This is a genomic window from Pseudomonas sp. X10 (assembly GCF_054889225.1).
In genome coordinates, this window is the sequence record NZ_CM142677.1 from 1,553,444 (window position 1) to 1,576,737 (window position 23,294).

The window sequence follows — 23,294 nt, forward strand, 5'->3', positions numbered from 1 at the left end:
CTCATTCCTCGCGCAGGGTCTGGATCATGTAGTTGACGTCAACGTCGCTGCTGAGCTTGTAGTGCTTGGTCAGCGGGTTGTAGGTCAGGCCGATGATGTCCTTGACTTCCAGGCCGGCGCTGCGGCTCCAGGCACCCAGCTCGGACGGGCGGATGAACTTCTTGAAGTCATGGGTGCCGCGAGGCAGCAGCTTCATGATGTACTCGGCGCCGATGATGGCGAACAGGTAGGCCTTGGGGTTGCGGTTGATGGTGGAGAAGAACACCTGGCCGCCAGGCTTGACCATGCGGCAGCAGGCGCGGATCACCGAGGAGGGGTCTGGAACGTGCTCGAGCATCTCCAGGCAGGTGACCACATCGAACTGTTCGGGCATTTCCTCGGCCAGGGCCTCGGCGGTGGTCTGCCGGTATTCGACCGCGACGCCGGACTCCAGTTGGTGCAGTTGGGCAACGGCCAGCGGCGCCTCGCCCATGTCGATACCGGTGACCGTGGCGCCGCGCAGCGCCATGGCTTCGCTGAGGATGCCGCCGCCGCAACCGACGTCCAGCACCTTCTTGCCGGCCAGACCGACGCGCTCGTCGATCCAGTTGACCCGCAACGGGTTGATGTCGTGCAGTGGCTTGAACTCGCTCTCGCGGTCCCACCAGCGGTGGGCCAAGGCTTCGAACTTGGCGATTTCGGCGTGGTCGACGTTGCTCATGGAACGGTCCTCTGAAACTTCGGTAAAAGTGTCACGGGGCGGCAGCCGTGGCTGCTGGCCGGTTATTCGTTGCGTTTGCCGATGCGCTCGCCCCAGGCGCGGGCGGTGGCGATCAGGGCCTGCTCGTCCAGGCGGGTCAGGCGGCGCTCGTCCAGCAGTTGCCTGCCAGCCACCCAGACGTGGCGGACGCAGTCGCGGCCTGTGGCGTAGATCAGTTGCGAGACCGGGTCATGGACCGGTTGCTGGGCCAGCCCCGAAAGGTCGAATACAACCAGGTCTGCGGCCTTGCCCAGCTCCAGTGAGCCGGTAATGGCCTCCAGGCCTAGGGCGCGGGCACCGTTCAGGGTCGCCATGCGCAGGGCGCGGTGCGCATCCAGGGCCGAAGCGCAGCCTGCGACCGCCTTGGCCAGCAGCGCCGCGGTGCGGGTCTCGCCGAGCAGGTCCAAGTCATTGTTGCTGGCCGCGCCATCGGTGCCGATGGCCACGTTGACGCCGGCCTGCCATAGGCGCTCGACCGGGCAGAAGCCACTGGCCAGCTTGAGGTTCGATTCCGGGCAGTGCACCACGCTGGTGTTGCTTTCTACCAGCAGGGCCAGGTCCTCGTCGCTGATCTGGGTCATGTGCACCGCTTGCAGGCGCGGCCCCAGCAGGCCCAGACGGGCGAGGCGGGCCAACGGGCGCTCGCCGCGCTCGGCCAGGGATTGTTCGACCTCGGAGGCGGTTTCCTGGATGTGCATATGGATCGGTGCATCCAGCTCTTCGGCGATGATGCGGATTTTCTCCAGGTTCTCGTCATTCACCGTATAGGGCGCATGCGGCCCTAGGGCGATGCTGATGCGCGGGTGGTGGCGCAAGTCGTTGAACAGTTCGATGCCTAGGTGCAGGCCTTCTTCCGTGGTGCGCGCGCCCGGGATCGGGAAGTCCAGCAAGGGCACGGCGACCTGCGCGCGGATGCCGCTGTGATGGACCCGCTCGCAGGCTTCCTTGGGGAAGAAGTACATGTCCGAGAAGCAGGTGACGCCGCCCTTGAGCTGCTCGGCAATGGCCAGGTCGGTGCCGTCGCGGACGAAGGCCTCATCGACCCAGCGACCCTCGGCCGGCCAGATATGCTCCTGCAGCCAGGTCATCAGCGGTAGGTCGTCGGCCAGGCCGCGGAATAGGGTCATCGCCGCGTGGCCGTGGGCATTGATCAATCCCGGGCTCAGCAGGCAGTCTGGCAACTCACGAATCTCCAGGGCCTCGGGGGCCTGGTCGCGGGGGCCGAGCCAGGCGATCAGGCCGTCGCGGACACCCAGGGCATGGTCCTCCAGCACCACTGCGGCCGGTTCGACAGGCACCAGCCAGGTTGGCAGGAGCAGCAGGTCGAGGGGGCGGGCGGGTGAGGGCATGATGGGTTTCCCTGGGGATGTTCGGCGAAAGGCGCAGTATACCCGAGCGTCCGCGCCTGAGGCTCGCTATAATCGCCCGCTTTTGATGTCTGAATGGCGGGGAGAGGCGATGCGCGAGCGACTTATGGCGGCAGAGAAGGTAACGGCCATCGAATGGCGTGATGGCACCCTGTATCTGCTCGACCAGCGCAACCTGCCGACCGAAAAGGCCTGGCTGGCCTGTACTGATGCCGCTGGCGTCGCCGAGGCCATTCGCGCCATGGTGGTGCGCGGCGCGCCAGCGATTGGTATCAGTGCCGCCTATGGCCTCGTCCTCGGCTTGCGCGCGCGCCTGGCCGCTGGTGGTGACTGGCAGATGGCGCTGGAAGAGGACTTCGAAGCCCTGGCTGTATCGCGCCCTACCGCTGCCAACTTGTTCTGGGCGCTGAACCGCATGCGCGATCGCCTCCTGCGCCTGCGTGAAGATGAAGATGTGCTGGCGGTGATGGAAGCCGAAGCCGTGGCCATTCACGAGAGCGACCGCGAGGCTAACCTGACCATGGCCCAGTACGGCGTCGACCTGATCCGCAAGCACCTGGGCAGTGAGCAGACCTTGCTGACCCATGGCAACGCCGGGGCCCTGGCCACCGGAGGCTTTGGTACTGCGCTGGGGGTGATCCGCGCCGCGTACCTGGAAGGCATGGTCGAGCGGGTCTACGTCGACGAAACCCGGCCCTGGCTGCAGGGGTCGCGGCTGACGGCCTGGGAACTGGCCAGCGACGGCATTCCACTGGCCGTCAACACCGACTCGGCGGCTGCCCACCTGATGAAGACCAAGGGCATCACCTGGGTGATCGTTGGTGCCGACTGCATCAGCGCCAATGGCGACGTGGCCAGCAAGATCGGCACCTACCAGTTGGCGGTGACCGCCATGCACCATGGCGTGCGCTTCATGGTGGTGGCGCCGAGTTCGAGCATCGACCTGAACCTGGCGAGCGGCGAAGATATCCCGCTCGAACAGCGCTCCAGCGCTGAAGTGCTGGAAGTTAACGGTAAGCGCGTTGCGGCCGACGTCGAGGCCCTCAACCCGGTATTCGACGTGACCCCGGCAGATCTGATCGACGTGATCGTGACCGAGAAAGGCATCGTCGAACGCCCGGACACCGTCAAGTTGGCCCAATTGATGTGTCGCAAGCGGTTGCATTGATTGTCACCGAGGGCAAGCCCTCTGTGGGAGCGGCCTTGTGTCGCGATCGAGGGCGAAGCCCTCGCCAGCGATCGGGGACACGGCTCACAGCCAGACCGCATCCCAATGAGGGTAATCGCCAATTTGCTGAACCAGGCCGGCGCGTAGAGGGTTGGCGATAATATAGCGCGCGACTTCCAGCACATCTTCCTCGCGACGTAATGCTCGATCCTGATACCCCGGTTGCCAGACGTGGTCTCGATAGCGGCTGGCCTTGTATAGGGCGCAACTGCTGCGGGATTTGAACCGGCACATCAGGGTGCTGAGTGTGGTCGGCCCAAGCTCGATCAGCCAGTGAATGTGATCAGGCATGACTACCCAGGCCAGTGAGCGGCAGGCTTTTTCCTGTTCAGCGGCCCGAATTTGCTGGATGACCACTCTTGCCAAATGGAACTCCTTGAACAGTGGTGCCCGGTTCTGTGTGACGCTGGTGAGTAGGTAGAGTCTACCTGGTTGGGATATGCGTCCTCGACGCAAGAGGTGGGAGCGTGGACGATCCATGTCGTTCTCTTTGGAGGGTGAGGCTCAACGTTAGCCGCTGGGCTCAAGGAGAGCAGGCTGGGGTTGTTGCTGGATTTGTGATTCTGAGGTCGGGCATGGGCCTCCTGGGGGCTGGATAATCTGAGGGCTGCTGCGCAGCCCATCGCGACACAAGGCCGCTCCCACAGGTCGGCACCACTTCTGCCTGGCCGCCCCCAAAAGCTGGACCGTGTCCAGCTCCACTCTGTGGGAGCGGCCTTGTGTCGCGATCGAGGGCGAAGCCCTCGCCAGCGGAGCGGCAAATGCCTCGGAATTTCCACAGGCTTCAAGTAGAACCGCTGCTCGGCGGCATCCTGCGATACTCCCAAGCTCCCAGCCTTTGTGGTAACATCCGACGGTTTCCAAGGTCGCCCAGCAAGGCGGCCTTCTTTGCGCAGATCCATGGCTTAACTCGTTGATTTGTCGTAAGTCGTCGCATGGCCAAGCGCTGCGGCGGCGAGCTTCGTTCGTCCCATATGGATGTGACGAGGTTTCACCAGAAAAAGGAATCAGGCTTCTCATGGGCGAACTGGCCAAAGAAATCCTCCCGGTCAATATCGAAGACGAACTGAGACAGTCCTACCTCGACTACGCGATGAGCGTCATTGTCGGGCGTGCACTGCCCGATGCGCGTGATGGCTTGAAGCCCGTGCATCGCCGCGTTCTCTATGCGATGAGCGAACTGGGCAACGACTGGAACAAACCGTACAAGAAGTCCGCCCGTGTGGTCGGTGACGTTATCGGTAAGTACCACCCGCACGGCGACACCGCGGTCTACGACACCATCGTGCGTATGGCGCAGCCATTCTCGCTGCGCTACTTGCTGGTCGACGGCCAAGGCAACTTCGGTTCGGTCGACGGCGACAACGCCGCGGCCATGCGATACACCGAAGTGCGCATGGCCAAGCTGGCCCACGAGCTGCTGGCCGACTTGCACAAGGAAACCGTCGACTGGGTGCCCAACTACGACGGTACCGAGCAGATCCCTGCGGTCATGCCGACCAAGATCCCCAACCTGCTGGTCAATGGTTCCAGCGGTATCGCCGTGGGCATGGCGACCAACATCCCGCCGCACAACCTTGGCGAGGTCATCGATGGCTGTCTGGCGCTGATCGATAACCCCGAGGTGACGATCGACGAACTGATGCAGTTCATCCCCGGCCCGGACTTCCCAACCGCTGGCCTGATCAACGGCCGCCAGGGCATCATCGAGGCCTACCGCACCGGCCGTGGCCGCATCTACATGCGTGCCCGCTCCGAGGTCGAGGACATCGACAAGGTCGGTGGCCGCCAGCAGATAGTCATCACCGAGTTGCCTTACCAGCTGAACAAGGCACGGCTGATCGAGAAGATCGCCGAGCTGGTCAAGGAAAAGAAGATCGAAGGTATCACCGAGCTGCGCGACGAGTCCGACAAGGACGGCATGCGCATCGTCATCGAGCTGCGCCGTGGCGAGGTGCCAGAGGTCGTGCTCAACAACCTCTATGCTCAGACCCAACTGCAGAGCGTCTTCGGTATCAACATCGTCGCCCTGATCGACGGCCGTCCGCGCCTGCTAAACCTCAAGGACCTGCTCGAGGCTTTCGTCCGTCACCGCCGTGAAGTGGTGACCCGCCGTACCGTCTTCGAGCTGCGCAAGGCCCGCGAGCGCGGCCATATCCTCGAAGGCCAGGCGGTCGCGCTGTCCAACATCGACCCGGTGATCGCGCTGATCAAGGCCTCGCCGACGCCGTCGGAAGCCAAGGAAGCACTGATCAACACCGCCTGGGAGTCCAGTGCCGTGCAGGTCATGGTCGAACGTGCCGGCGCCGAGTCGTGCCGTCCCGAAAACCTCGATCCGCAATATGGCCTGCGTGATGGCAAGTACTACCTGTCGCCGGAACAGGCCCAGGCCATCCTCGAGCTGCGCCTGCACCGCCTGACCGGCCTGGAGCACGAGAAGCTGCTGGCCGAGTACCAGGAGATCCTCAAGCAGATCGGCGAACTGATCCGCATCCTGAGCAGCGCCGAGCGCCTGATGGAAGTGATCCGCGAGGAGCTGGAGGCGATCCGTGCCGAATATGGCGATGTCCGCCGTACCGAGATCCTCGACGCCCGTCTGGACCTGACCCTGGGCGACATGATCCCGGAAGAAGAGCGCGTGGTGACCATCTCCCACGGCGGCTATGCCAAGACCCAGCCGTTGTCCGCCTACCAGGCCCAGCGCCGTGGCGGCAAGGGCAAGTCGGCCACCGGCGTCAAGGATGAGGACTACATCGCGCATCTGCTCGTCGCCAACAGCCACGCCACTCTGCTGCTGTTCTCCAGCAAGGGCAAGGTGTATTGGCTCAAGACCTATGAGATCCCTGAAGCTTCGCGCGCTGCGCGTGGTCGTCCACTGGTCAACCTGCTGCCGCTGGAAGAGGGTGAATACATCACCACCATGCTGCAGATCGACCTGGAGGCCCTGCAGCAGAGCGTCGGTGCCGACGAGGAGTTGGACGATGCCGATGACGCCGTGATCGAAGGCGAGATCGTCGAGCCTGAAGAAGTCGACGAGGAAGAGGGCGATACGCCGGAACTGGTCGCCGAGCCGACCGGCGCCTACATCTTCATGGCCACCGCTTCCGGCACCGTCAAGAAGACCCCGCTGGCCCAGTTCGCCCGTCCGCGCTCCAGTGGCCTGATCGCCCTGAAACTCAAGGAGGGCGATACCCTGATCGCCGCCGCCATCACCGACGGTTCCAAGGAAGTGATGATGTTCTCCGATGCCGGCAAGGTGATCCGCTTCGCCGAAAGCGTGGTGCGCCAGATGGGCCGTAATGCCCGCGGTGTCCGCGGCATGAAGCTGGGCAAGGGCCAGCAACTGATCTCCATGTTGATTCCCGAGTCTGGCGCGCAGATCCTCACCGCCTCCGAGCGTGGTTTCGGCAAGCGCACGCCGCTGAGCAAGTTCCCGCGCCGCGGCCGAGGTGGTCAGGGTGTCATCGCCATGGGCACCAAGGGGCGCAACGGCAAGCTGATTGGCGCCATCCAGGTGCAGGAAGGCGAAGAAATCATGCTGATCTCCGACCAGGGCACCCTGGTGCGGACCCGTGTCGGTGAGGTCTCCAGCCTGGGTCGCAACACCCAGGGCGTGACCTTGATCAAGCTGGCCAGCGATGAGACCCTGGTCGGCCTGGAGCGGGTCCAGGAGCCTTCGGAGGAGGTCGGGGACGACTTCATCGAGGAGCAAGAGGGCGGCGTCGAGGTAGGGGCCGTGGACGCGACGGCTGACGACGCGGGCGTCGACGAAGAGGCTCCCCAGGAATAAACAGCGCAACAACCCGTGCGGGGCGACTATGGTCGCCCCGCCGACTTCTAGAGCAGAGCGAGAGTGGATGTGAGCAAACGAGCCTTTAACTTCTGCGCAGGCCCTGCTGCGCTTCCCGACGCTGTCCTGCAGCGTGCCCAGGCCGAGATGCTGGACTGGCATGGCAAAGGCCTGTCCGTGATGGAGATGAGCCATCGCAGCGATGACTACGTGGCCATCGCCGAGAAGGCCGAGCAGGACCTGCGCGAGCTGCTGTCCGTTCCCTCCAACTACAAAGTCCTGTTCCTTCAGGGCGGCGCCAGTCAGCAGTTTGCTGAGATCCCTCTGAACCTGCTGCCAGAAAGCGGTACCGCCGACTACGTCGAGACCGGCATCTGGTCGAAGAAGTCCATCGAGGAAGCGCGCCGCTTCGGCAACATCAATGTCGCGGCCAGCGCCAAGGCCTTCGACTACCTGACCATTCCTGGGCAGAACGAGTGGAGGCTGACCAAGGATGCTGCCTACGTTCACTACGCATCCAACGAAACCATCGGTGGCCTGCAGTTCGACTGGGTGCCGCAGGCTGGTGATGTGCCCCTGGTCGTCGATATGTCTTCCGACATCCTCTCGCGCCCGATCGACGTCTCGCAGTACGGCCTGATCTATGCCGGTGCGCAGAAGAACATCGGCCCGAGCGGCCTAGTGGTGGTGATCGTGCGTGAAGACCTGATCGGCCGCGCTCGCAGCAGCTGCCCGACCATGCTCGACTACAAGGTCGCAGCCGACAACGGCTCGATGTACAACACCCCGGCTACCTATTCCTGGTACCTGTCCGGCCTGGTCTTCGAGTGGCTGAAGGAGCAGGGCGGCGTCGAGGCCATGGAGCAGCGCAACCGCGCCAAGAAGGAGCGTCTGTACGGCTTCATCGACAACAGCGAGTTCTACACCAACCCGATCAGCGTCAACGCCCGCTCTTGGATGAACGTACCGTTCCGCCTGGCCGACGAGCGTCTGGACAAGACCTTCCTGGCCGGTGCCGACGCCCGTGGCTTGCTCAACCTCAAGGGGCATCGCTCGGTTGGCGGCATGCGCGCCTCGATCTACAACGCCCTGGGTCTGGAAGCGGTCGACGCCCTGGTGGCCTACATGGCTGAATTCGAGAAGGAGCACGGTTGATGTCGGAACAGGAGCTCAAGGCGCTGCGCGTGCGCATCGACAGCCTCGACGAGAAGATCCTCGAGCTGATCAGCGATCGCGCCCGTTGCGCCCAGGAAGTGGCCCGGGTCAAGACGGCCTCCCTGGCTGAAGGCGAAAAGCCGGTGTTCTACCGCCCCGAGCGCGAGGCGCAGGTGCTCAAGCGCGTTATGGAGCGCAACCAGGGGCCTCTGGGCAACGAGGAAATGGCGCGGCTGTTCCGCGAGATCATGTCCTCCTGCCTGGCCCTGGAAGAGCCGCTCAAGGTCGCCTACCTGGGGCCTGAAGGTACTTTCACCCAGGCCGCGGCGATGAAGCACTTCGGCCACGCGGTGATCAGCCGGCCGATGGCGGCTATCGACGAAGTATTCCGCGAAGTGGCTGCCGGTGCCGTCAACTTCGGCGTGGTACCGGTCGAGAACTCCACTGAAGGTGCGGTAAGCCACACCCTCGACAGCTTCCTCGAGCATGACATGGTGATCTGTGGTGAAGTCGAGCTGCGCATCCACCATCACCTGTTGGTGGGCGAGAACACCAAGACCGACAGCATCAGCCGCATTTATTCCCACGCTCAGTCCCTGGCCCAGTGCCGCAAGTGGCTGGACGCCCATTACCCGAACGTCGAGCGCGTGGCTGTATCGAGCAACGCCGAGGCGGCCAAGCGGGTCAAGGGCGAGTGGAACTCGGCAGCGATCGCCGGCGACATGGCGGCCAACCTCTACGGCCTGACCCGCCTGGCGGAGAAGATCGAAGACCGTCCGGACAACTCCACCCGCTTCCTGATGATCGGCAACCAGGAAGTCCCGCCGACCGGCGACGACAAGACCTCGATCATCGTGTCGATGAGCAACAAGCCTGGTGCGTTGCACGAGTTGCTGGTGCCATTCCACGATAACGGCATCGACCTGACCCGTATCGAAACCCGTCCTTCGCGCAGTGGCAAGTGGACCTATGTGTTCTTCATCGACTTCGTCGGCCATCACCGGGACCCGCTGATCAAAGCCGTGCTGGAGAAGATCAGTCAGGAAGCCGTGGCCCTCAAGGTGCTCGGTTCTTACCCGAAAGCGGTGCTCTGAGGTCATGGTTTTTCCCGGCACGACAGATGCCGTTCTGAACAGGGTTCGCGCTCGTGGTTGACGTGGTAGCAAGCAAGCCTGAGCCGCTCATCGGCCGGCTGGTGGTGGTAGGGCTCGGCCTGATTGGTGGTTCGTTCGCCAAGGGGTTGAAGGAAAGCGGCCTGTGCCGGGAGGTGGTCGGTGTCGACCTGGATGCGCAATCGCGCAAACTGGCTGTCACGTTGGGTGTAGTCGACCGCTGCGAGGAAGACCTGGCTGCGGCGTGCGTCGGTGCCGACGTCATCCAGCTGGCGGTGCCGATCCTGGCCATGGAGAAACTCCTGGCGCACCTGGCCAAGCTGGATCTGGGCGATGCGGTGCTGACTGATGTCGGGAGCGCCAAGGGCAATGTGGTGCGTGCGGCGCGTGAGGCTTTCACTGAGGGCCTGCCGCGCTTCGTGCCCGGCCACCCGATTGCCGGCTCCGAGCAAAGTGGGGTGGAGGCGGCTAACGCGGAACTGTTCCGCCGTCATAAGGTCATCCTTACCCCGCTGGCAGAAACCGACCCGGCCGCGCTGGCGGTGGTCGACCAGCTTTGGCGGGCGCTCGGTGCCGATGTCGAGCACATGCCAGTCGAGCGCCACGACGAAGTCCTGGCCGCCACTAGCCACCTGCCGCACCTGCTGGCCTTCGGCCTGGTCGATTCGTTGGCCAAACGCAATGAAAACCTGGAGATCTTCCGGTACGCTGCCGGTGGCTTTCGCGATTTCACAAGAATCGCCGGCAGCGATCCGGTCATGTGGCACGACATCTTTCTCGCCAACCGCGAAGCCGTCCTGCGCACACTGGATACATTTCGCAGCGACCTCGACGCCTTGCGCGATGCGGTCGATGCAGGGGACGGGCGCCAGCTGCTGGGTGTGTTCACCCGCGCTAGGGTTGCCCGCGAGCATTTCAGTAAAATCCTGGCCCGCCGGGCCTATGTGGACGCTATGAACTCCAACGACCTGATTTTCCTGGCACAACCTGGTGGCCGCCTGTCCGGCCGGATTCGCGTACCGGGCGACAAATCCATTTCCCATCGCTCGATCATGCTTGGTTCGCTGGCAGAAGGCACCACCGAAGTGGAAGGCTTCCTTGAGGGCGAAGACGCCCTGGCGACCCTGCAAGCCTTCCGCGACATGGGCGTGGTCATCGAAGGGCCGCATCACGGCCGTGTGACCATTCATGGCGTTGGCCTGCATGGCCTCAAGCCGCCACCTGGGCCGATCTATCTGGGCAACTCCGGCACCTCCATGCGCCTGCTGTCTGGCCTGCTGGCCGCGCAGCCGTTCGATGTGGTGATGACTGGCGATGCCTCGCTGTCCAAGCGCCCGATGAACCGAGTCGCCAATCCGCTGCGCGAAATGGGCGCGGTAATCGAGACCGGGCCTGAGGGCCGTCCGCCGCTGACCATTCGTGGCGGCCAGACGCTCAAGGCGCTGACCTACACCCTGCCGATGGCCAGTGCCCAGGTCAAATCCTGCCTGCTATTGGCGGGCCTGTACGCCGAAGGCAAGACCACCGTCACCGAGCCGGCACCGACCCGCGACCATACCGAACGCATGCTGCGTGGTTTCGGCTACGCGGTCGAAAGCAATGGTCCGGTCGCCTCGCTGCAGTCTGCTGGCAAGCTGACCGCTACCCGTATCGAAGTACCGGCGGACATCTCGTCGGCAGCTTTCTTCCTGGTGGCGGCGTCTATCGCCGAAGGCTCCGAGCTGGTGCTCGAACACGTGGGTATCAATCCGACCCGTACTGGTGTCATCGACATCCTGCGCCTGATGGGCGGCGATATTACCCTGGAGAACCAGCGTGAAGTCGGCGGTGAGCCGGTGGCCGACCTGCGTGTACGCGGGGCCAAGCTGAAAGGTATCGACATCCCCGAGAACCTGGTCCCGCTGGCCATTGACGAGTTCCCGGTGCTGTTCGTCGCCGCTGCCTGCGCCGAAGGGCGCACCGTGTTGCGCGGCGCTGAAGAGCTGCGGGTCAAGGAGTCCGACCGTATCCAGGTCATGGCCGATGGCCTCCAGGCGCTGGGCGTGAAGTGCGAGCCGACTCCGGACGGCATCATTATCGACGGTGGTTCGATCGGTGGCGGCGAAGTCCATGGCCATGGCGACCACCGGATCGCCATGGCCTTCAGTGTGGCCTCGTTGCGCGCCAGCGCGCCGATCCGCATCCATGACTGCGCCAACGTCGCCACGTCCTTCCCGAATTTCCTGGCGCTGTGCGCCGAGGTTGGCATCCGTGTAGCTGAAGAGGGCAAGTCGTGAATTCGCAAGCGCCAGTCATCACCATCGACGGGCCGAGCGGCTCGGGCAAAGGTACCGTAGCTGGCCTGTTGGCCCGCGAGCTGGGCTGGAGGCTGCTGGATTCCGGCGCCCTCTACCGCCTGCTGGCCTTCGCCGCCAGCAACCATGGCGTCGACCTGACCAATGAAGAGCTCCTCAAGGCGCTGGCCGCTCATCTGGATGTGCAGTTCATCGCCGCCGAGCCAGGTAAGCTGCAACAGATCATCCTCGAAGGTGAGGATGTGAGTAACGTCATCCGTACCGAGACCGTCGGTGCGGGGGCCTCGATGGTCGCGTCGCTGCCTGCGGTGCGCGAGGCGCTGCTGCAACGCCAGCGCGCCTTCCTCGAAGCGCCAGGGCTGATTGCAGACGGTCGCGACATGGGCACCGTGGTGTTCCCGGACGCGCCCCTGAAGGTCTTCCTCACCGCCAGTGCGGAGGAGCGCGCACGTCGCCGCTATCTGCAGTTGAAGGCCAAGGGTGAAGATGTTAGTCTGTCGAGTCTGCTAGATGAGATACGTGCGCGTGATGAGCGCGACACCCAGCGTGCTGTGGCCCCGCTCAAACCGGCGGCCGATGCCATTCAGCTGGACTCCACCGAGTTGTCCATCGACCAGGTGTTGCAACGCATCAGGAGCGAGATCGCCCAGCGCGACATCGCCTGATGACCAGGAAAGCAGGCAGGGACTCCAGTCAACGTCCTGCCCGCTTTCCTTTACATGAACGAAACCCACATTGTCTGGAATGTGGCTATGGGCGTTTGTTCCGCCCGAATCTACAGGAATTAAAATGAGCGAAAGCTTTGCAGAACTCTTTGAAGAAAGCCTGAAAACCCTCAACCTTCAGCCGGGTGCGATCATCACCGGTATCGTTGTCGACATCGACGGCGACTGGGTTACCGTACACGCTGGCCTGAAATCCGAGGGCGTCATCCCGCTCGAGCAGTTCTACAACGAAGCTGGCGAGCTGACCATCAAGGTCGGTGACGAAGTTCACGTTGCGCTGGACGCGGTCGAAGACGGCTTTGGCGAAACCAAACTGTCCCGTGAAAAAGCCAAGCGCGCTGAGTGCTGGATTGTTCTGGAAGCAGCTTTCGCCGCCGAAGAAGTGGTCAAGGGCGTTATCAACGGTAAGGTTAAGGGCGGCTTCACTGTCGACGTTAACGGTATCCGTGCGTTCCTGCCGGGCTCCCTGGTTGATGTCCGCCCAGTGCGCGACACCACCCACCTCGAAGGCAAAGAGCTGGAATTCAAGGTCATCAAGCTGGACCAGAAGCGCAACAACGTTGTCGTTTCCCGTCGCAGCGTCCTGGAAGCCGAAAACAGCGCCGAGCGCGAAGCTCTGCTGGAATCGCTGCAGGAAGGCCAGCAGGTCAAAGGTATCGTCAAGAACCTCACCGACTACGGTGCATTCGTGGACCTGGGCGGCGTCGACGGCCTGCTGCACATCACCGACATGGCTTGGAAGCGTATCAAGCACCCATCGGAAATCGTCAACGTTGGCGACGAGATCGATGTCAAGGTCCTGAAGTACGATCGCGAGCGTAACCGTGTATCCCTGGGCCTGAAGCAACTGGGCGAAGACCCATGGGTTGCTATCAAGGCACGTTACCCAGAGAGCACCCGCGTCATGGCGCGCGTCACCAACCTGACTGACTACGGCTGCTTCGCTGAGCTGGAAGAAGGCGTTGAAGGTCTGGTGCACGTTTCCGAAATGGACTGGACCAACAAGAACATCCACCCGTCGAAAGTCGTTCAGGTTGGCGACGAAGTGGAAGTCATGGTTCTGGACATCGACGAAGAGCGTCGTCGTATCTCCCTGGGCATCAAGCAGTGCAAGTCGAACCCATGGGAAGACTTCTCTGGCCAGTTCAACAAGGGCGATAAGATCTCCGGTACCATCAAGTCGATCACCGATTTCGGTATCTTCATCGGCCTGGACGGCGGCATCGACGGTCTGGTTCACCTGTCGGACATCTCCTGGAACGAAGCCGGCGAAGAAGCCGTGCGTCGCTTCAAGAAGGGCGACGAGCTGGAAACCGTCATCCTGTCGGTTGACCCAGAGCGTGAGCGCATCTCCCTGGGCATCAAGCAACTGGAAGACGATCCGTTCTCCAACTTCGTTGCTCTGAACGACAAGGGCGCTATCGTCAAAGGTATCGTCAAGGAAGTTGACGCCAAAGGCGCCATCGTTACCCTGGCCGACGACATCGAAGCTACTCTGAAAGCTTCCGAAATCAGCCGTGACCGCGTTGAAGATGCGCGTAACGTCCTGAAGGAAGGCGAAGAGATCGAAGCCAAGATCATCAGCGTTGACCGCAAGAGCCGCGTCATCAGCCTGTCCATCAAATCGAAGGACGATGCTGAAGAGCGTGAAGCTATCCAGAGCCTGAAAACTGCTCCGGAAGCTACTGGCGACACCACCATGGCTGCGCTGCTGCGCGAAGCAATGGCCAAGCAGAACTAAGTTTCTGTGCGGAAAAAGGGCGACTTCGGTCGCCCTTTTTTGTGCCCGGAATTTGTCCAGGCTGTGCACCGCACCTGTAGGAGCTAGCGTCAGCTAGCAACGGGCCGCGCAGCGGTCCGCCTCTGGTAAGGATGTGCCAGCTAACATCGGCTTGCGTCGACCGCGGCACAGTAGAGATATCCCGTTACTTAGGCTCGGCCGACTCTGTGAAACGCTCGGTCGCAACCCCTCGCGATGCTCCCCCTTCTGCACGTACCCCAATCTTGAATTTTTTGATTAAGTCAAGATCCGCCCTGTTCAAATCCCCCAGAGCGTGCTACAAACTGGTTAAGCAATGATCTAGCTGCTTGATAAAGAAGGGAAAAATATGACGAAGTCGGAGCTGATCGAACGTATTGTCACCCATCAAGGGCTGCTCTCGTCCAAGGACGTCGAGTTGGCCATCAAGACCATGCTTGAGCAGATGTCCCAGTGCCTGGCGACCGGAGATCGTATCGAGATCCGTGGCTTTGGTAGCTTTTCCTTGCATTACCGCGCTCCACGGGTAGGGCGCAACCCCAAGACCGGCCAGTCGGTCAGCCTGGATGGCAAGTTCGTGCCGCATTTCAAGCCTGGCAAGGAACTGCGTGACCGGGTTAATGATGAAGAACATCATGAGGCCACCTGAGCGCCTGGGAGTAACTAATGCGTAACCTCAAACGCGCCTTGGTGGCGCTCTTTGTATTGGTATTGGCAACATTGGTGCTGTTCTTCGTTCTGGAAAACCAGCAACCCGTGGCTTTGGTCATGTTCGGGTGGTCGGCGCCAGCAATGCCGGTGGCAGTGCCCATCCTGGTTACGCTGCTGGTCGGGCTGGCGATAGGGCCATTGCTAGGTGCCTATGGTGTCTTGCGCAGCAGGCGGCGGTTACGCCCCTCGTCCTGAGCTGATTACTTTGTACGCAGCTAGAGATTTTTCCTACGGGTTGCGGTGATTTTCCTGATAGGGATCTGCGATGACCTGTGTAGTAATAGCGCCCCCTTGCCGCCAGCCTGGAGCGCGTTTCTCATGAAGGCTTATCCCTACCTTTCGCATCATGGCGCTACCCGTGGTGTGACCGGCTCGTGTCATCAGCTTCACCTTGATGAGCACAGCAGCCTGCTGGTGGATTGCGGTCTGGAACAGGGGGCTGATGCTGGGGCAGAGGGGGCACGCATCGATTTCGATGTCCGAGGTGTCGAGGCGCTGATCGTCACTCATGTCCATTTGGACCATGTCGGTCGTATCCCTGAGCTGCTGGCCGCCGGATTCAGCGGTCCGATCCTCTGCAGCGAACCCTCCGCCAAGCTGCTGCTCCTGGTGCTGGAAGATGCTTACAGGTTGAGTATCAGCAGCGACACGGTCCAAGTGGCGCGGTACATCGAACATATCCAGCAGCGCATCGTTCCATTGCCGTTTGGGCAATGGCATTCGCTCATCGAGCGTGAAGCCATCAGGTGCCGCATTCGCCTGCAGCGCGCCGGGCACCTGCTTGGCTCGGCTTATGTGGAGTGTGACGTCCAGGGCTTATCCACAGGCCGTGATATCCGTATCGTCTTCTCTGGTGATCTTGGTGCGCCACATAACCCCTTGCTGCGCAGCGTACAGCCACCGGAGCGCGCCGATATCCTGGTGTTGGAAAGCACCTACGGAGACCGCCTGCACCCTGACCGCTCCCAGCGTCAGCAGCGTCTCGAGGCTGTTATCGATCGAGCACTGGCAGACCAGGGCACAATTCTGATACCCGCCTTCAGCCTTGGCCGCACCCAGGAGTTGCTCTACGAAATTGAAGACATCTTGCACCGCAAGGCGCTGCTTCAGGGTGGAGAGGGCGAGGCCAGTGAGGATCTTGTGCGTATGATCGACTGGTCGCAACTGCCGGTCATTCTCGACTCGCCCCTGGCTCAGCGCATCACCCAGGCCTACCGCGACCTGCACCATTACTGGAAGGACGAAGCCAGGCAGCGCCTGAGCGTGGGGCGGGCGCCATTGGACTTTCGGCAACTCATCAGCATCGATACCCATGCCAAACACCAGCAGGTGGTTAACTACCTCAAGAGCACTGGCCGCCCAGCCATCGTCATCGCCGGCAACGGCATGTGCTCGGGCGGGCGAATAGTCAACTACCTCAAGGCCATGCTCGGTGATCGACGGCATGAAGTGGTGTTTGTGGGACACCAGGTCAAAGGCACTCCAGGGGCGGTCATTCAATCGAGCGAAGGTACGCAGGAGGGTATGACGGTCGATCTGGATGCCCAGATGTATGAAGTGCGGGCAAAGGTCATTACGCTGGAGGGGTATTCAGGGCATGCAGATCAGGCGGGGTTGGTGGCGTTTGCGATGGGGATGGGCAAGCCTGCCGGCGAAGTGGTGCTGGTGCATGGCGAGATGCGAGCGAAAAATGCCTTGGCCGCTGCCCTGCAGCAGCGCTACGTCAAGGCAGGCCTGCCAATAGCCGTGACGATACCGACATGACCATTCGGCAGGCGCCCTGGCAGCCGTCGGAAGGAGAGGAACTTATTGCAAGTTGGGTCGTTCTACAGCAGATTAAGAGCATCCAGTTCGGCGTTCCTATGAGGTAGAGCGCGTAGGGAGGGAGCGTCTCGGAAAGTTGACGCTACGCTTCGGGTAGGGCAGGGTGAAAAACAGCCTAGGCCTTAGGGTGCGGTGCTTCTCAAGTAAAGATGCGATTAGACGGACGCAAGGAAAAATAGAATAAATGCGCGATGAACGTGAGCGCCTGAGCGATACGGATGAGATTGATCTGTTTGAGTTGGCCGGAGGATTGTGGAAGCAGAAGCTGCTGATCATTTTGACGACAGCCATCGTGACAGCTGGCTCGGTGGCATATGCCTTATTGGCAACGCCGATCTATGAAGCCAAGGTTGTCGTGCTGCCGCCGACGCAAAATGGCATCGCACAGCTGAATTACGGCCGTGGCGGTGACAGCGGGCTGAATATGCTGTCGGTCAAGAGCGTATACGATATCTATCTGCGTAACTTGGAGTCAGATTCTCTGCGGCGTGAGTTTTTCCGAAAGATATACCTGCCGAGTTTGCCGGAGGAGGAGCGACAAGGATCACAGGATGAGTTGTTTGGTCGGTTCAATAAGGCCCTGAGTGTAGCAGTGGCTGGCAAGGACACACCGAATCGCTACCTTATCACTGCTAATTTGCCGGATCCGCAGCAGGCTGCGCAGTGGGTAGTTCAATATGCCGAACTAGCTGGTCAGCGCGGTAAGTCGGAGGTGATCAAGGATGTTCAGGTAGACGCAACTGTCAAGGCCAATAACCTCGAGCGACAGATCAATGCGGACCGGGAAAGTGCCCGGAAGCAGCGAGAAGACCAGATTGTGCAACTGACGGAGGCCTTGAAAGTCGCCAGGTCGATCGGATTGGAGAAGCCCCCAATCATTTCCAATACTCTGTCCACCGAATTGTCCGCGGGTATGGAGGGCTCCCTTACCTATATGCGTGGCAGCAAAGCGTTGGAGGCAGAGATTGAGAACTTGAGTAGTCGTACCTCTGACGATCCTTTCATCAAAGATTTGCGTCAACGACAAGAGTCTTTAAACTTCTATCGGTCGCTGCAGGTTGATTCTGGCGTTATTGATGTTTACCGGCAAGATGGTGCTGTTGAGTTGCCTGACAAGCCCGTTAAGCCTAGAAAACTGATGGTCGTGCTGTTGGGAGTGATTGCGGGCTCTTTGCTAGGAGTCATGCTAGCGCTGTGTCGCTATGCGTGGTCAAATTCCTCTAAAAGGCATGAAGAGTAATAATCGCACGTCGCACTTTGTAGGGAAACCTCGGTAATAAAACTGGCGGCAAGAAGAGGTTTATCCAAATCAGCTTGATCAAAGGCCTGCCTAGGAGCAGGCCTTTGATTGTTTGGAGTAATGGCATTGTCACTGCTGTAGCTCAGTGCGACGCTGTTGATAAACCCAGTCGACAATTTCTCCGTCAGGGGCGTAGCCACTGACAGTTTCTCTCAATAGCTGGCGAATGCGATTGAAATCATTTTCAGAGACTGCATTCAGCAGTTCGGACAGCCTCTCTCTGAGTACCTCCCACGCTAGGTAGTCTTCATTAGCTGTCATGATCATGGGGTGTTGGGTTGGCAAGACGTTATCGCCTATCAACAATTCCTCATAGAGTTTTTCACCTGGCCGCAATCCAGTGAACTGGATTGCTATGTCACCGTGTGGATTACGCTCTGAGCGTACACTCAGCCCAGAGAGATGAATCATCTTTTCAGCCAAAACAGCGATACGTACGGGCTCGCCCATGTCGAGGACGAACACGTCGCCACCCTGGCCCATGGACCCCGCCTGGATGACAAGTTGCGCTGCTTCGGGAATGGTCATGAAGTAGCGAGTAATCTTGGGGTGTGTGACTGTAAGCGGTCCACCGGCCTTGATTTGTTTGTGGAACAGCGGAATGACCGACCCTGACGAGCCTAGTACATTGCCGAAGCGCACCATAGTGAAGCGCGTCTTGTTTACCCGGGCGACATTTGAAGAGTCGCCGAACAGTACTGGTGCGACTTCCCTACTTAAGGCCTGCAGGGTCATCTCTGCCAAGCGCTTGGTGCTTCCCATTACATTGGTTGGGCGCACGGCTTTATCCGTGGAGATGAGCACGAAGTTCGCTACATGGGCCTGCAATGCGGCTTGGGCAGTGTTTAACGTGCCAATGACATTATTCAGGACCCCTTCGGCGATATTGTGTTCCACCATCGGTACATGTTTGTACGCGGCTGCATGATAGACGGTGTTGACATGCCACATATTCATGGTGTCAAAGAGGTGCTTTTGGTTACGTACGGAGCCGAGGAAGGGTAGCAGGCGGACGGGTAGGGATTCGCGGTCGATACGTTGTTCAAGTTCTCCGAGGATATTGTAGAGATTGAACTCGCTGTGCTCGAACAGCAACAGCGTCCTAGGCTTGAGCGAAAGAATCTGTCGGCATAGCTCTGAACCGATCGAGCCACCTGCACCTGTCACCATGACTACCTGGCCGGTGATGCAGTGTGCCAGGAGATCATTCTGTGCTGGAACGGCGTCTCGGCCGAGTAAGTCGGCGATATCCACTTCTTGAATGTCATCCACTTTGACACGGCCGCTAGCGAGGTCCATGAAGCTTGGCACGCTACGCACATGGAGCGGGAAGTTCTCGAGGAAGCCAAGAATCTCGCGGCGTCGAGAGCGCGTTGACGAAGGGATGGCGAGCAACACTTCTTCCGCACCGGTCATATCGATCATGCGCTGGATATCTTTGCCCCGGAAAACCTGTAGTCCCGAGATGATACGATCAGCCACGCTTTCGTCGTCATCGATGAACGCGACAGGGTGCATGACCCTGTCCATGCGCAATGCGGCCAGTAATTGATTACCTGCCGCACCGGCGCCATAGATAGCAACCTTGGGCAGGCCATTGTCGCGATTGGTGAAGGGTACATGCTGTTTGGCAGCGTACCAGTCCCCGAGAAAATACTGGCGCATGATTAGGCGCAGGCCGCCGATCATGATCAGGCTCAACCACCAATAGTTGAAGATGATCGAGCGGGGTACGACGGTCTGATGGTTGCTATACCAGTAGACGACCAAGGCCAGTATGAGAGCAGCGAGGCTGACGGCCTTGGCGATAGCGATCAGGGCATCGTTCCCGAAGTAGCGCATCACCGCTCTGTACATGCCAAACCGAATGAAGATCGGTATGGCTACCACAGGCGCGGATGCGAATAACCAGAGATGATCCTTTACCGGATTGTCCATATCGCCAAAACCCAGGCGGACGACAAAGGCCAACCAAAGCGCCAGCCAGACCAGTACGACATCGGTGGCTACCTGCAGAACTCTTTTGTATCGGCGCGGCAGTCCCAGCATGCGCTTTCTTAATGTGTCCATATCCCCTCTATGATGTCCTCTGTCCTCAACGTCCATTGGCCTCGGAAACTGTCTATCTTTGGGCGTGAGGGCGGGTTTGCTGATTGGCGGCTCTCCGCAGATACTGCTTTGAATTTAAAGTAACTGTCCCCTCTACGCCACCTTGTCCTGCGGATGGTGACCACCGTCGGTCCTTGATTGATACGCTTCTGGTCGTTCTCGACGTGGGGAAATCATTTCTTGCGCCCTGGATAATGGGGAATGCCAATATTTTTAGGGGGTGAGAGGCACCGATTTGCTGCTGGGAGCTCCTGCAGGTATACCGCATGCCTATTGCAGTATGGCGCTCGGAGAGGAGTGAGCTGAGTGGTCCGAATCCTTCTTTTTCAAGGAAATTTCTGAAGAACGTGGTCGATAATTTACCGCGGCAAGCCAGGCGGGATGATTTGTTGAAAATACTAATCATTATCTATTGTGGTGGGGCGAAAAATCCATGAGTGCTCAATGCGGTTATCTCCGATGAGGGTCTGTTTTGGCTTGATCTCCCTAGATATCCCCTATCTTATAGCTTCATCTCCCGAAATCGAACTTGTGGTGCTTGACGTTTATGTGGTTCTGGGGGGGGGGCGGTCGTCGGAGGATATTTCCTCGATCTTAATCAGAAATATCTCATTTTCGCGGGGGAGGGTTGCTGGCATGATGGACGGGCACAGGAGAGGCAATCGGCTTCAGTCCTTGGATTTCGTGGTAGTGGCCACTGGCCCCACAGCAAGGCGGTCGTCGGCTCGTTGATTGTCATGAAAGCTTTTTTATAGTACTTGTGGCAGGCTGAGATAGTTCCATGGTGCCACTTCCATGGCGAGTGGCAGAAATTTTCGCGATCGATTGGAGTTGTATGGTAGGGGCGCTAGATGGCAAATTGATATTTAATCATGGTTTTTGGTGCTTTCCGTGAAGATTATTAGCTTGCTACCTTTGCTGAATATTTCGTTACGCGCTTTGACGTTGCTGGGAAAATTCTTGCTGATATTTTTCCTGGCTCGTTTTCTCGCTCCGGGTGATCTTGGTTTATATGGGCTGCTCGCAGCAACAATTAGTTATGCGCTTTTCGCGGTAGGGCTGGACTTTTATACTTACTCCACGCGGGAGCTTATAAATCACGATCACGCTGTCTGGGGCAGTTATCTCAAAGCCCATGCCGCGTTGTGTATATTGCTTTATTTTGTGCTTGCGCCAATAGTAATCGCCATATTCGCCACTGGTTGGTTGCCTTGGACGCTGCTGCCTTGGTTTTGCGGGTTGCTCGTGCTTGAGCATATCAATCAAGAGCTTGGTCGTATCCTGATCGCTGTTGGCCAGCCCATGTTCGCCAGCATTATTCTGTTTTTCCGTTCGGGGCTATGGGCCGTTTTGCTCACGGTTCTCATGTTCGTTGATGCGCAATGGCGCACTCTTGACCATGTTTTCCAGGCTTGGGCATTGGGAGCAAGTGTCGGATTGGTTATCGGGATCTGGCGTCTAACGGCTCTGGGTATTGGTCAATGGCGCACTGCAATCGATTGGGCCTGGGTTCGCCGTGGCATCGCTGTCGCAACCCCTTTCGTCATTGCCACTTTGGCCCTGCGTGGGCTCTCCACCCTGGATCGCTACTGGTTTCAGGCATTGGTCGACCTTGATGCGCTAGGCGCCTATGTGCTGTTCGGAGGCATCACAGGTGCATTGATTTCCTTCCTGGATGCTGGCGTATTTGCCTTCGTCTATCCTGCGTTGATCAGGGCCTACCAAATACAGGATCCAGCAGCGTTTGTCAGCGGCATGCGCAAGCTTTCAATGCAGACGATCGTGCTATCGATCGGTTTCGTCCTTTGTGCGTTGGTTGCAATTCACCCATTGCTGACATGGCTTGATAAGCCGCTGTACCTCACCCAATTGCATCTTTTTCCGTGGATTCTGGCAGGCGCAGTGCTGTACGCGCTCGGCATGATTCCGCACTACGGTTTGTACGCGCAATCCCAGGACAAGCCGATCATTCGTAGTCATATTGTTAGTTTGATTATCTTCATCTTGGCCACCGCTGCCCTTTCAGGGTGGCTCGGTGGGTTGGCTGTACCCGTGGGGTTGTGTATAGCCTTCCTCTTTATCCTGTGCTGGAAGAGTTGGGCATTCTACCGGCTGACTCCCGCACCTTTTCGTTCATTCCGTCCTGCAGATCGCCAGGCCGTCATCTAGGAAAGACGCAGCATGCTGACCAACAAGACCATCCTCATCACCGGCGGTACCGGTTCGTTCGGCAACACCTTCGTGCCGATGACCCTGGCCAAGTACAACCCGAAGAAGATCATCATCTTCTCCCGCGATGAAATGAAGCAGTGGGACATGGCCAAGAAGTTCGAAGGCGACCCCCGCGTACGCTTCTTCATTGGTGACGTGCGTGACAAAGAGCGTCTTTATCGCGCCCTGGATGGAGTCGATTATGTGGTCCACGCGGCGGCGACCAAGATCGTTCCGACAGCCGAGTACAACCCCTTCGAATGCATCAAGACCAACATCAACGGTGCTATGAACCTGATCGATGCCTGTATCGATCGGGGTATCAAGCGTGTGGTCGCACTTTCTACTGACAAGGCCAGCAGCCCGGTCAACCTATATGGCGCCACCAAACTCGCCTCGGACAAGCTGTTCGTTGCCGGTAACTCCTATGCGGGTGGTCATGAAACGCGTATGGCCGTGGTGCGCTACGGCAACGTGATGGGCTCCCGCGGCTCGGTGATCCCGTTCTTCATGTCGATCAAGGACAAAGGTGAGCTGCCGATCACCGATGAGCGCATGACCCGCTTCATGATCTCGCTGGAGGAGGGTGTCGAACTGGTCTGGCACGCCTTTGACGACATGGAGGGTGGGGAGATCTACGTTAAGAAAATTCCGTCCATGAAAGTCACCGATCTGGCTCGTGTGGTAGCGCCTGATGCGGTTCAGAAGGTCGTCGGAATCCGTCCAGGCGAGAAGCTACACGAGCAGATGATCAGCGCTGAAGACTCTTACACCACCTTCGAGTATCCGGAGCACTACAAGATCCTGCCAGTGATCAATAACTGGGCCACCTGCGAAAAACGTATCAAGGATGGCAAGAAGGTGCCGGAAGGTTTTATTTACGCCAGCGACAACAATAGTGAGTGGATGACTGACGCTCAGTTGCAGGCTTGGATTGACGCCAACAAAGATAAGATCGGGAGCATTTGAT

General features: G+C 59.5%; 17 protein-coding genes. 13 read left to right on the forward strand and 4 right to left on the reverse strand.

Annotated features, from left to right (window positions below):
- Position 1: 1 nt before the first annotated feature.
- Complete coding sequence (ubiG, locus tag ACYU03_RS07225) at positions 2-700, reverse strand: bifunctional 2-polyprenyl-6-hydroxyphenol methylase/3-demethylubiquinol 3-O-methyltransferase UbiG (protein ID WP_461889278.1); 699 nt, start codon at positions 698-700, stop codon at positions 2-4.
- A 62-nt stretch (positions 701-762) separates the two neighbouring features.
- Complete coding sequence (locus tag ACYU03_RS07230; RefSeq protein WP_461889280.1) at positions 763-2,088, reverse strand: TRZ/ATZ family hydrolase; 1,326 nt, start codon at positions 2,086-2,088, stop codon at positions 763-765.
- Between the two features lie 109 nt (positions 2,089-2,197).
- Between ACYU03_RS07230 and mtnA the strand changes: the two genes are divergently transcribed.
- The gene (gene mtnA / locus ACYU03_RS07235) at positions 2,198-3,274 is read left to right on the forward strand and encodes an S-methyl-5-thioribose-1-phosphate isomerase (RefSeq protein WP_461889281.1); all 1,077 of its coding nucleotides are present in this window, start codon (positions 2,198-2,200) and stop codon (positions 3,272-3,274) included.
- A gap of 84 nt (positions 3,275-3,358) precedes the next feature.
- Here the strand turns inward: mtnA and ACYU03_RS07240 are convergent, their stop codons facing one another.
- The gene (locus ACYU03_RS07240) at positions 3,359-3,814 is read right to left on the reverse strand and encodes an REP-associated tyrosine transposase (protein WP_461889283.1); all 456 of its coding nucleotides are present in this window, start codon (positions 3,812-3,814) and stop codon (positions 3,359-3,361) included.
- A 538-nt stretch (positions 3,815-4,352) separates the two neighbouring features.
- On the opposite strand from ACYU03_RS07240, the gene gyrA reads away from it, so the two are divergent.
- From gyrA to ACYU03_RS07290, 10 genes are all read left to right on the forward strand, one after another.
- The gene (gyrA, locus tag ACYU03_RS07245) at positions 4,353-7,124 is read left to right on the forward strand and encodes a DNA gyrase subunit A (RefSeq protein WP_461889285.1); all 2,772 of its coding nucleotides are present in this window, start codon (positions 4,353-4,355) and stop codon (positions 7,122-7,124) included.
- Between the two features lie 69 nt (positions 7,125-7,193).
- A complete protein-coding gene (gene serC, locus ACYU03_RS07250; RefSeq protein ID WP_461889287.1) occupies positions 7,194-8,279 on the forward strand; it encodes a 3-phosphoserine/phosphohydroxythreonine transaminase in 1,086 nt (361 codons plus the stop codon).
- Entirely contained in the window at positions 8,279-9,373 is a 1,095-nt protein-coding gene (gene pheA, locus ACYU03_RS07255) for a prephenate dehydratase (protein ID WP_461889289.1), read from the forward strand. The genes serC and pheA overlap by 1 nt, the downstream gene beginning before the upstream one ends.
- A gap of 53 nt (positions 9,374-9,426) precedes the next feature.
- On the forward strand, positions 9,427-11,667 hold the full coding sequence (locus ACYU03_RS07260; protein ID WP_461889291.1) for a bifunctional prephenate dehydrogenase/3-phosphoshikimate 1-carboxyvinyltransferase: 2,241 nt from the start codon (positions 9,427-9,429) through the stop codon (positions 11,665-11,667).
- Complete coding sequence (cmk, locus tag ACYU03_RS07265; protein WP_461889293.1) at positions 11,664-12,350, forward strand: (d)CMP kinase; 687 nt, start codon at positions 11,664-11,666, stop codon at positions 12,348-12,350. Before ACYU03_RS07260 ends, cmk begins: the two co-directional genes overlap by 4 nt.
- A gap of 124 nt (positions 12,351-12,474) precedes the next feature.
- Positions 12,475-14,151 (forward strand): 30S ribosomal protein S1, encoded by a 1,677-nt coding sequence (gene rpsA, locus ACYU03_RS07270; RefSeq protein ID WP_461889295.1) that lies wholly within the window; start codon positions 12,475-12,477, stop codon positions 14,149-14,151.
- 367 nt (positions 14,152-14,518) lie between these two features.
- Positions 14,519-14,818, forward strand: a complete 300-nt coding sequence (gene ihfB, locus ACYU03_RS07275; protein ID WP_461889297.1) for an integration host factor subunit beta — start codon at positions 14,519-14,521, stop codon at positions 14,816-14,818.
- Positions 14,819-14,835: 17 nt separating this feature from the next.
- The gene (locus ACYU03_RS07280) at positions 14,836-15,075 is read left to right on the forward strand and encodes a lipopolysaccharide assembly protein LapA domain-containing protein (RefSeq protein ID WP_461889299.1); all 240 of its coding nucleotides are present in this window, start codon (positions 14,836-14,838) and stop codon (positions 15,073-15,075) included.
- Between the two features lie 123 nt (positions 15,076-15,198).
- Positions 15,199-16,644, forward strand: a complete 1,446-nt coding sequence (locus tag ACYU03_RS07285) for an MBL fold metallo-hydrolase RNA specificity domain-containing protein (protein WP_461889300.1) — start codon at positions 15,199-15,201, stop codon at positions 16,642-16,644.
- A 244-nt stretch (positions 16,645-16,888) separates the two neighbouring features.
- The gene (locus ACYU03_RS07290; RefSeq protein ID WP_461889302.1) at positions 16,889-17,944 is read left to right on the forward strand and encodes an LPS O-antigen chain length determinant protein WzzB; all 1,056 of its coding nucleotides are present in this window, start codon (positions 16,889-16,891) and stop codon (positions 17,942-17,944) included.
- Positions 17,945-18,073: 129 nt separating this feature from the next.
- On the opposite strand, the gene ACYU03_RS07295 is transcribed toward ACYU03_RS07290, so the two are convergent.
- Entirely contained in the window at positions 18,074-20,074 is a 2,001-nt protein-coding gene (locus tag ACYU03_RS07295; RefSeq protein ID WP_461889304.1) for a polysaccharide biosynthesis protein, read from the reverse strand.
- A 930-nt stretch (positions 20,075-21,004) separates the two neighbouring features.
- On the opposite strand from ACYU03_RS07295, the gene ACYU03_RS07300 reads away from it, so the two are divergent.
- Entirely contained in the window at positions 21,005-22,282 is a 1,278-nt protein-coding gene (locus ACYU03_RS07300; protein WP_461889306.1) for a lipopolysaccharide biosynthesis protein, read from the forward strand.
- 12 nt (positions 22,283-22,294) lie between these two features.
- Positions 22,295-23,293, forward strand: a complete 999-nt coding sequence (pseB, locus tag ACYU03_RS07305) for a UDP-N-acetylglucosamine 4,6-dehydratase (inverting) (protein ID WP_461889308.1) — start codon at positions 22,295-22,297, stop codon at positions 23,291-23,293.
- Position 23,294: the final 1 nt, after the last annotated feature.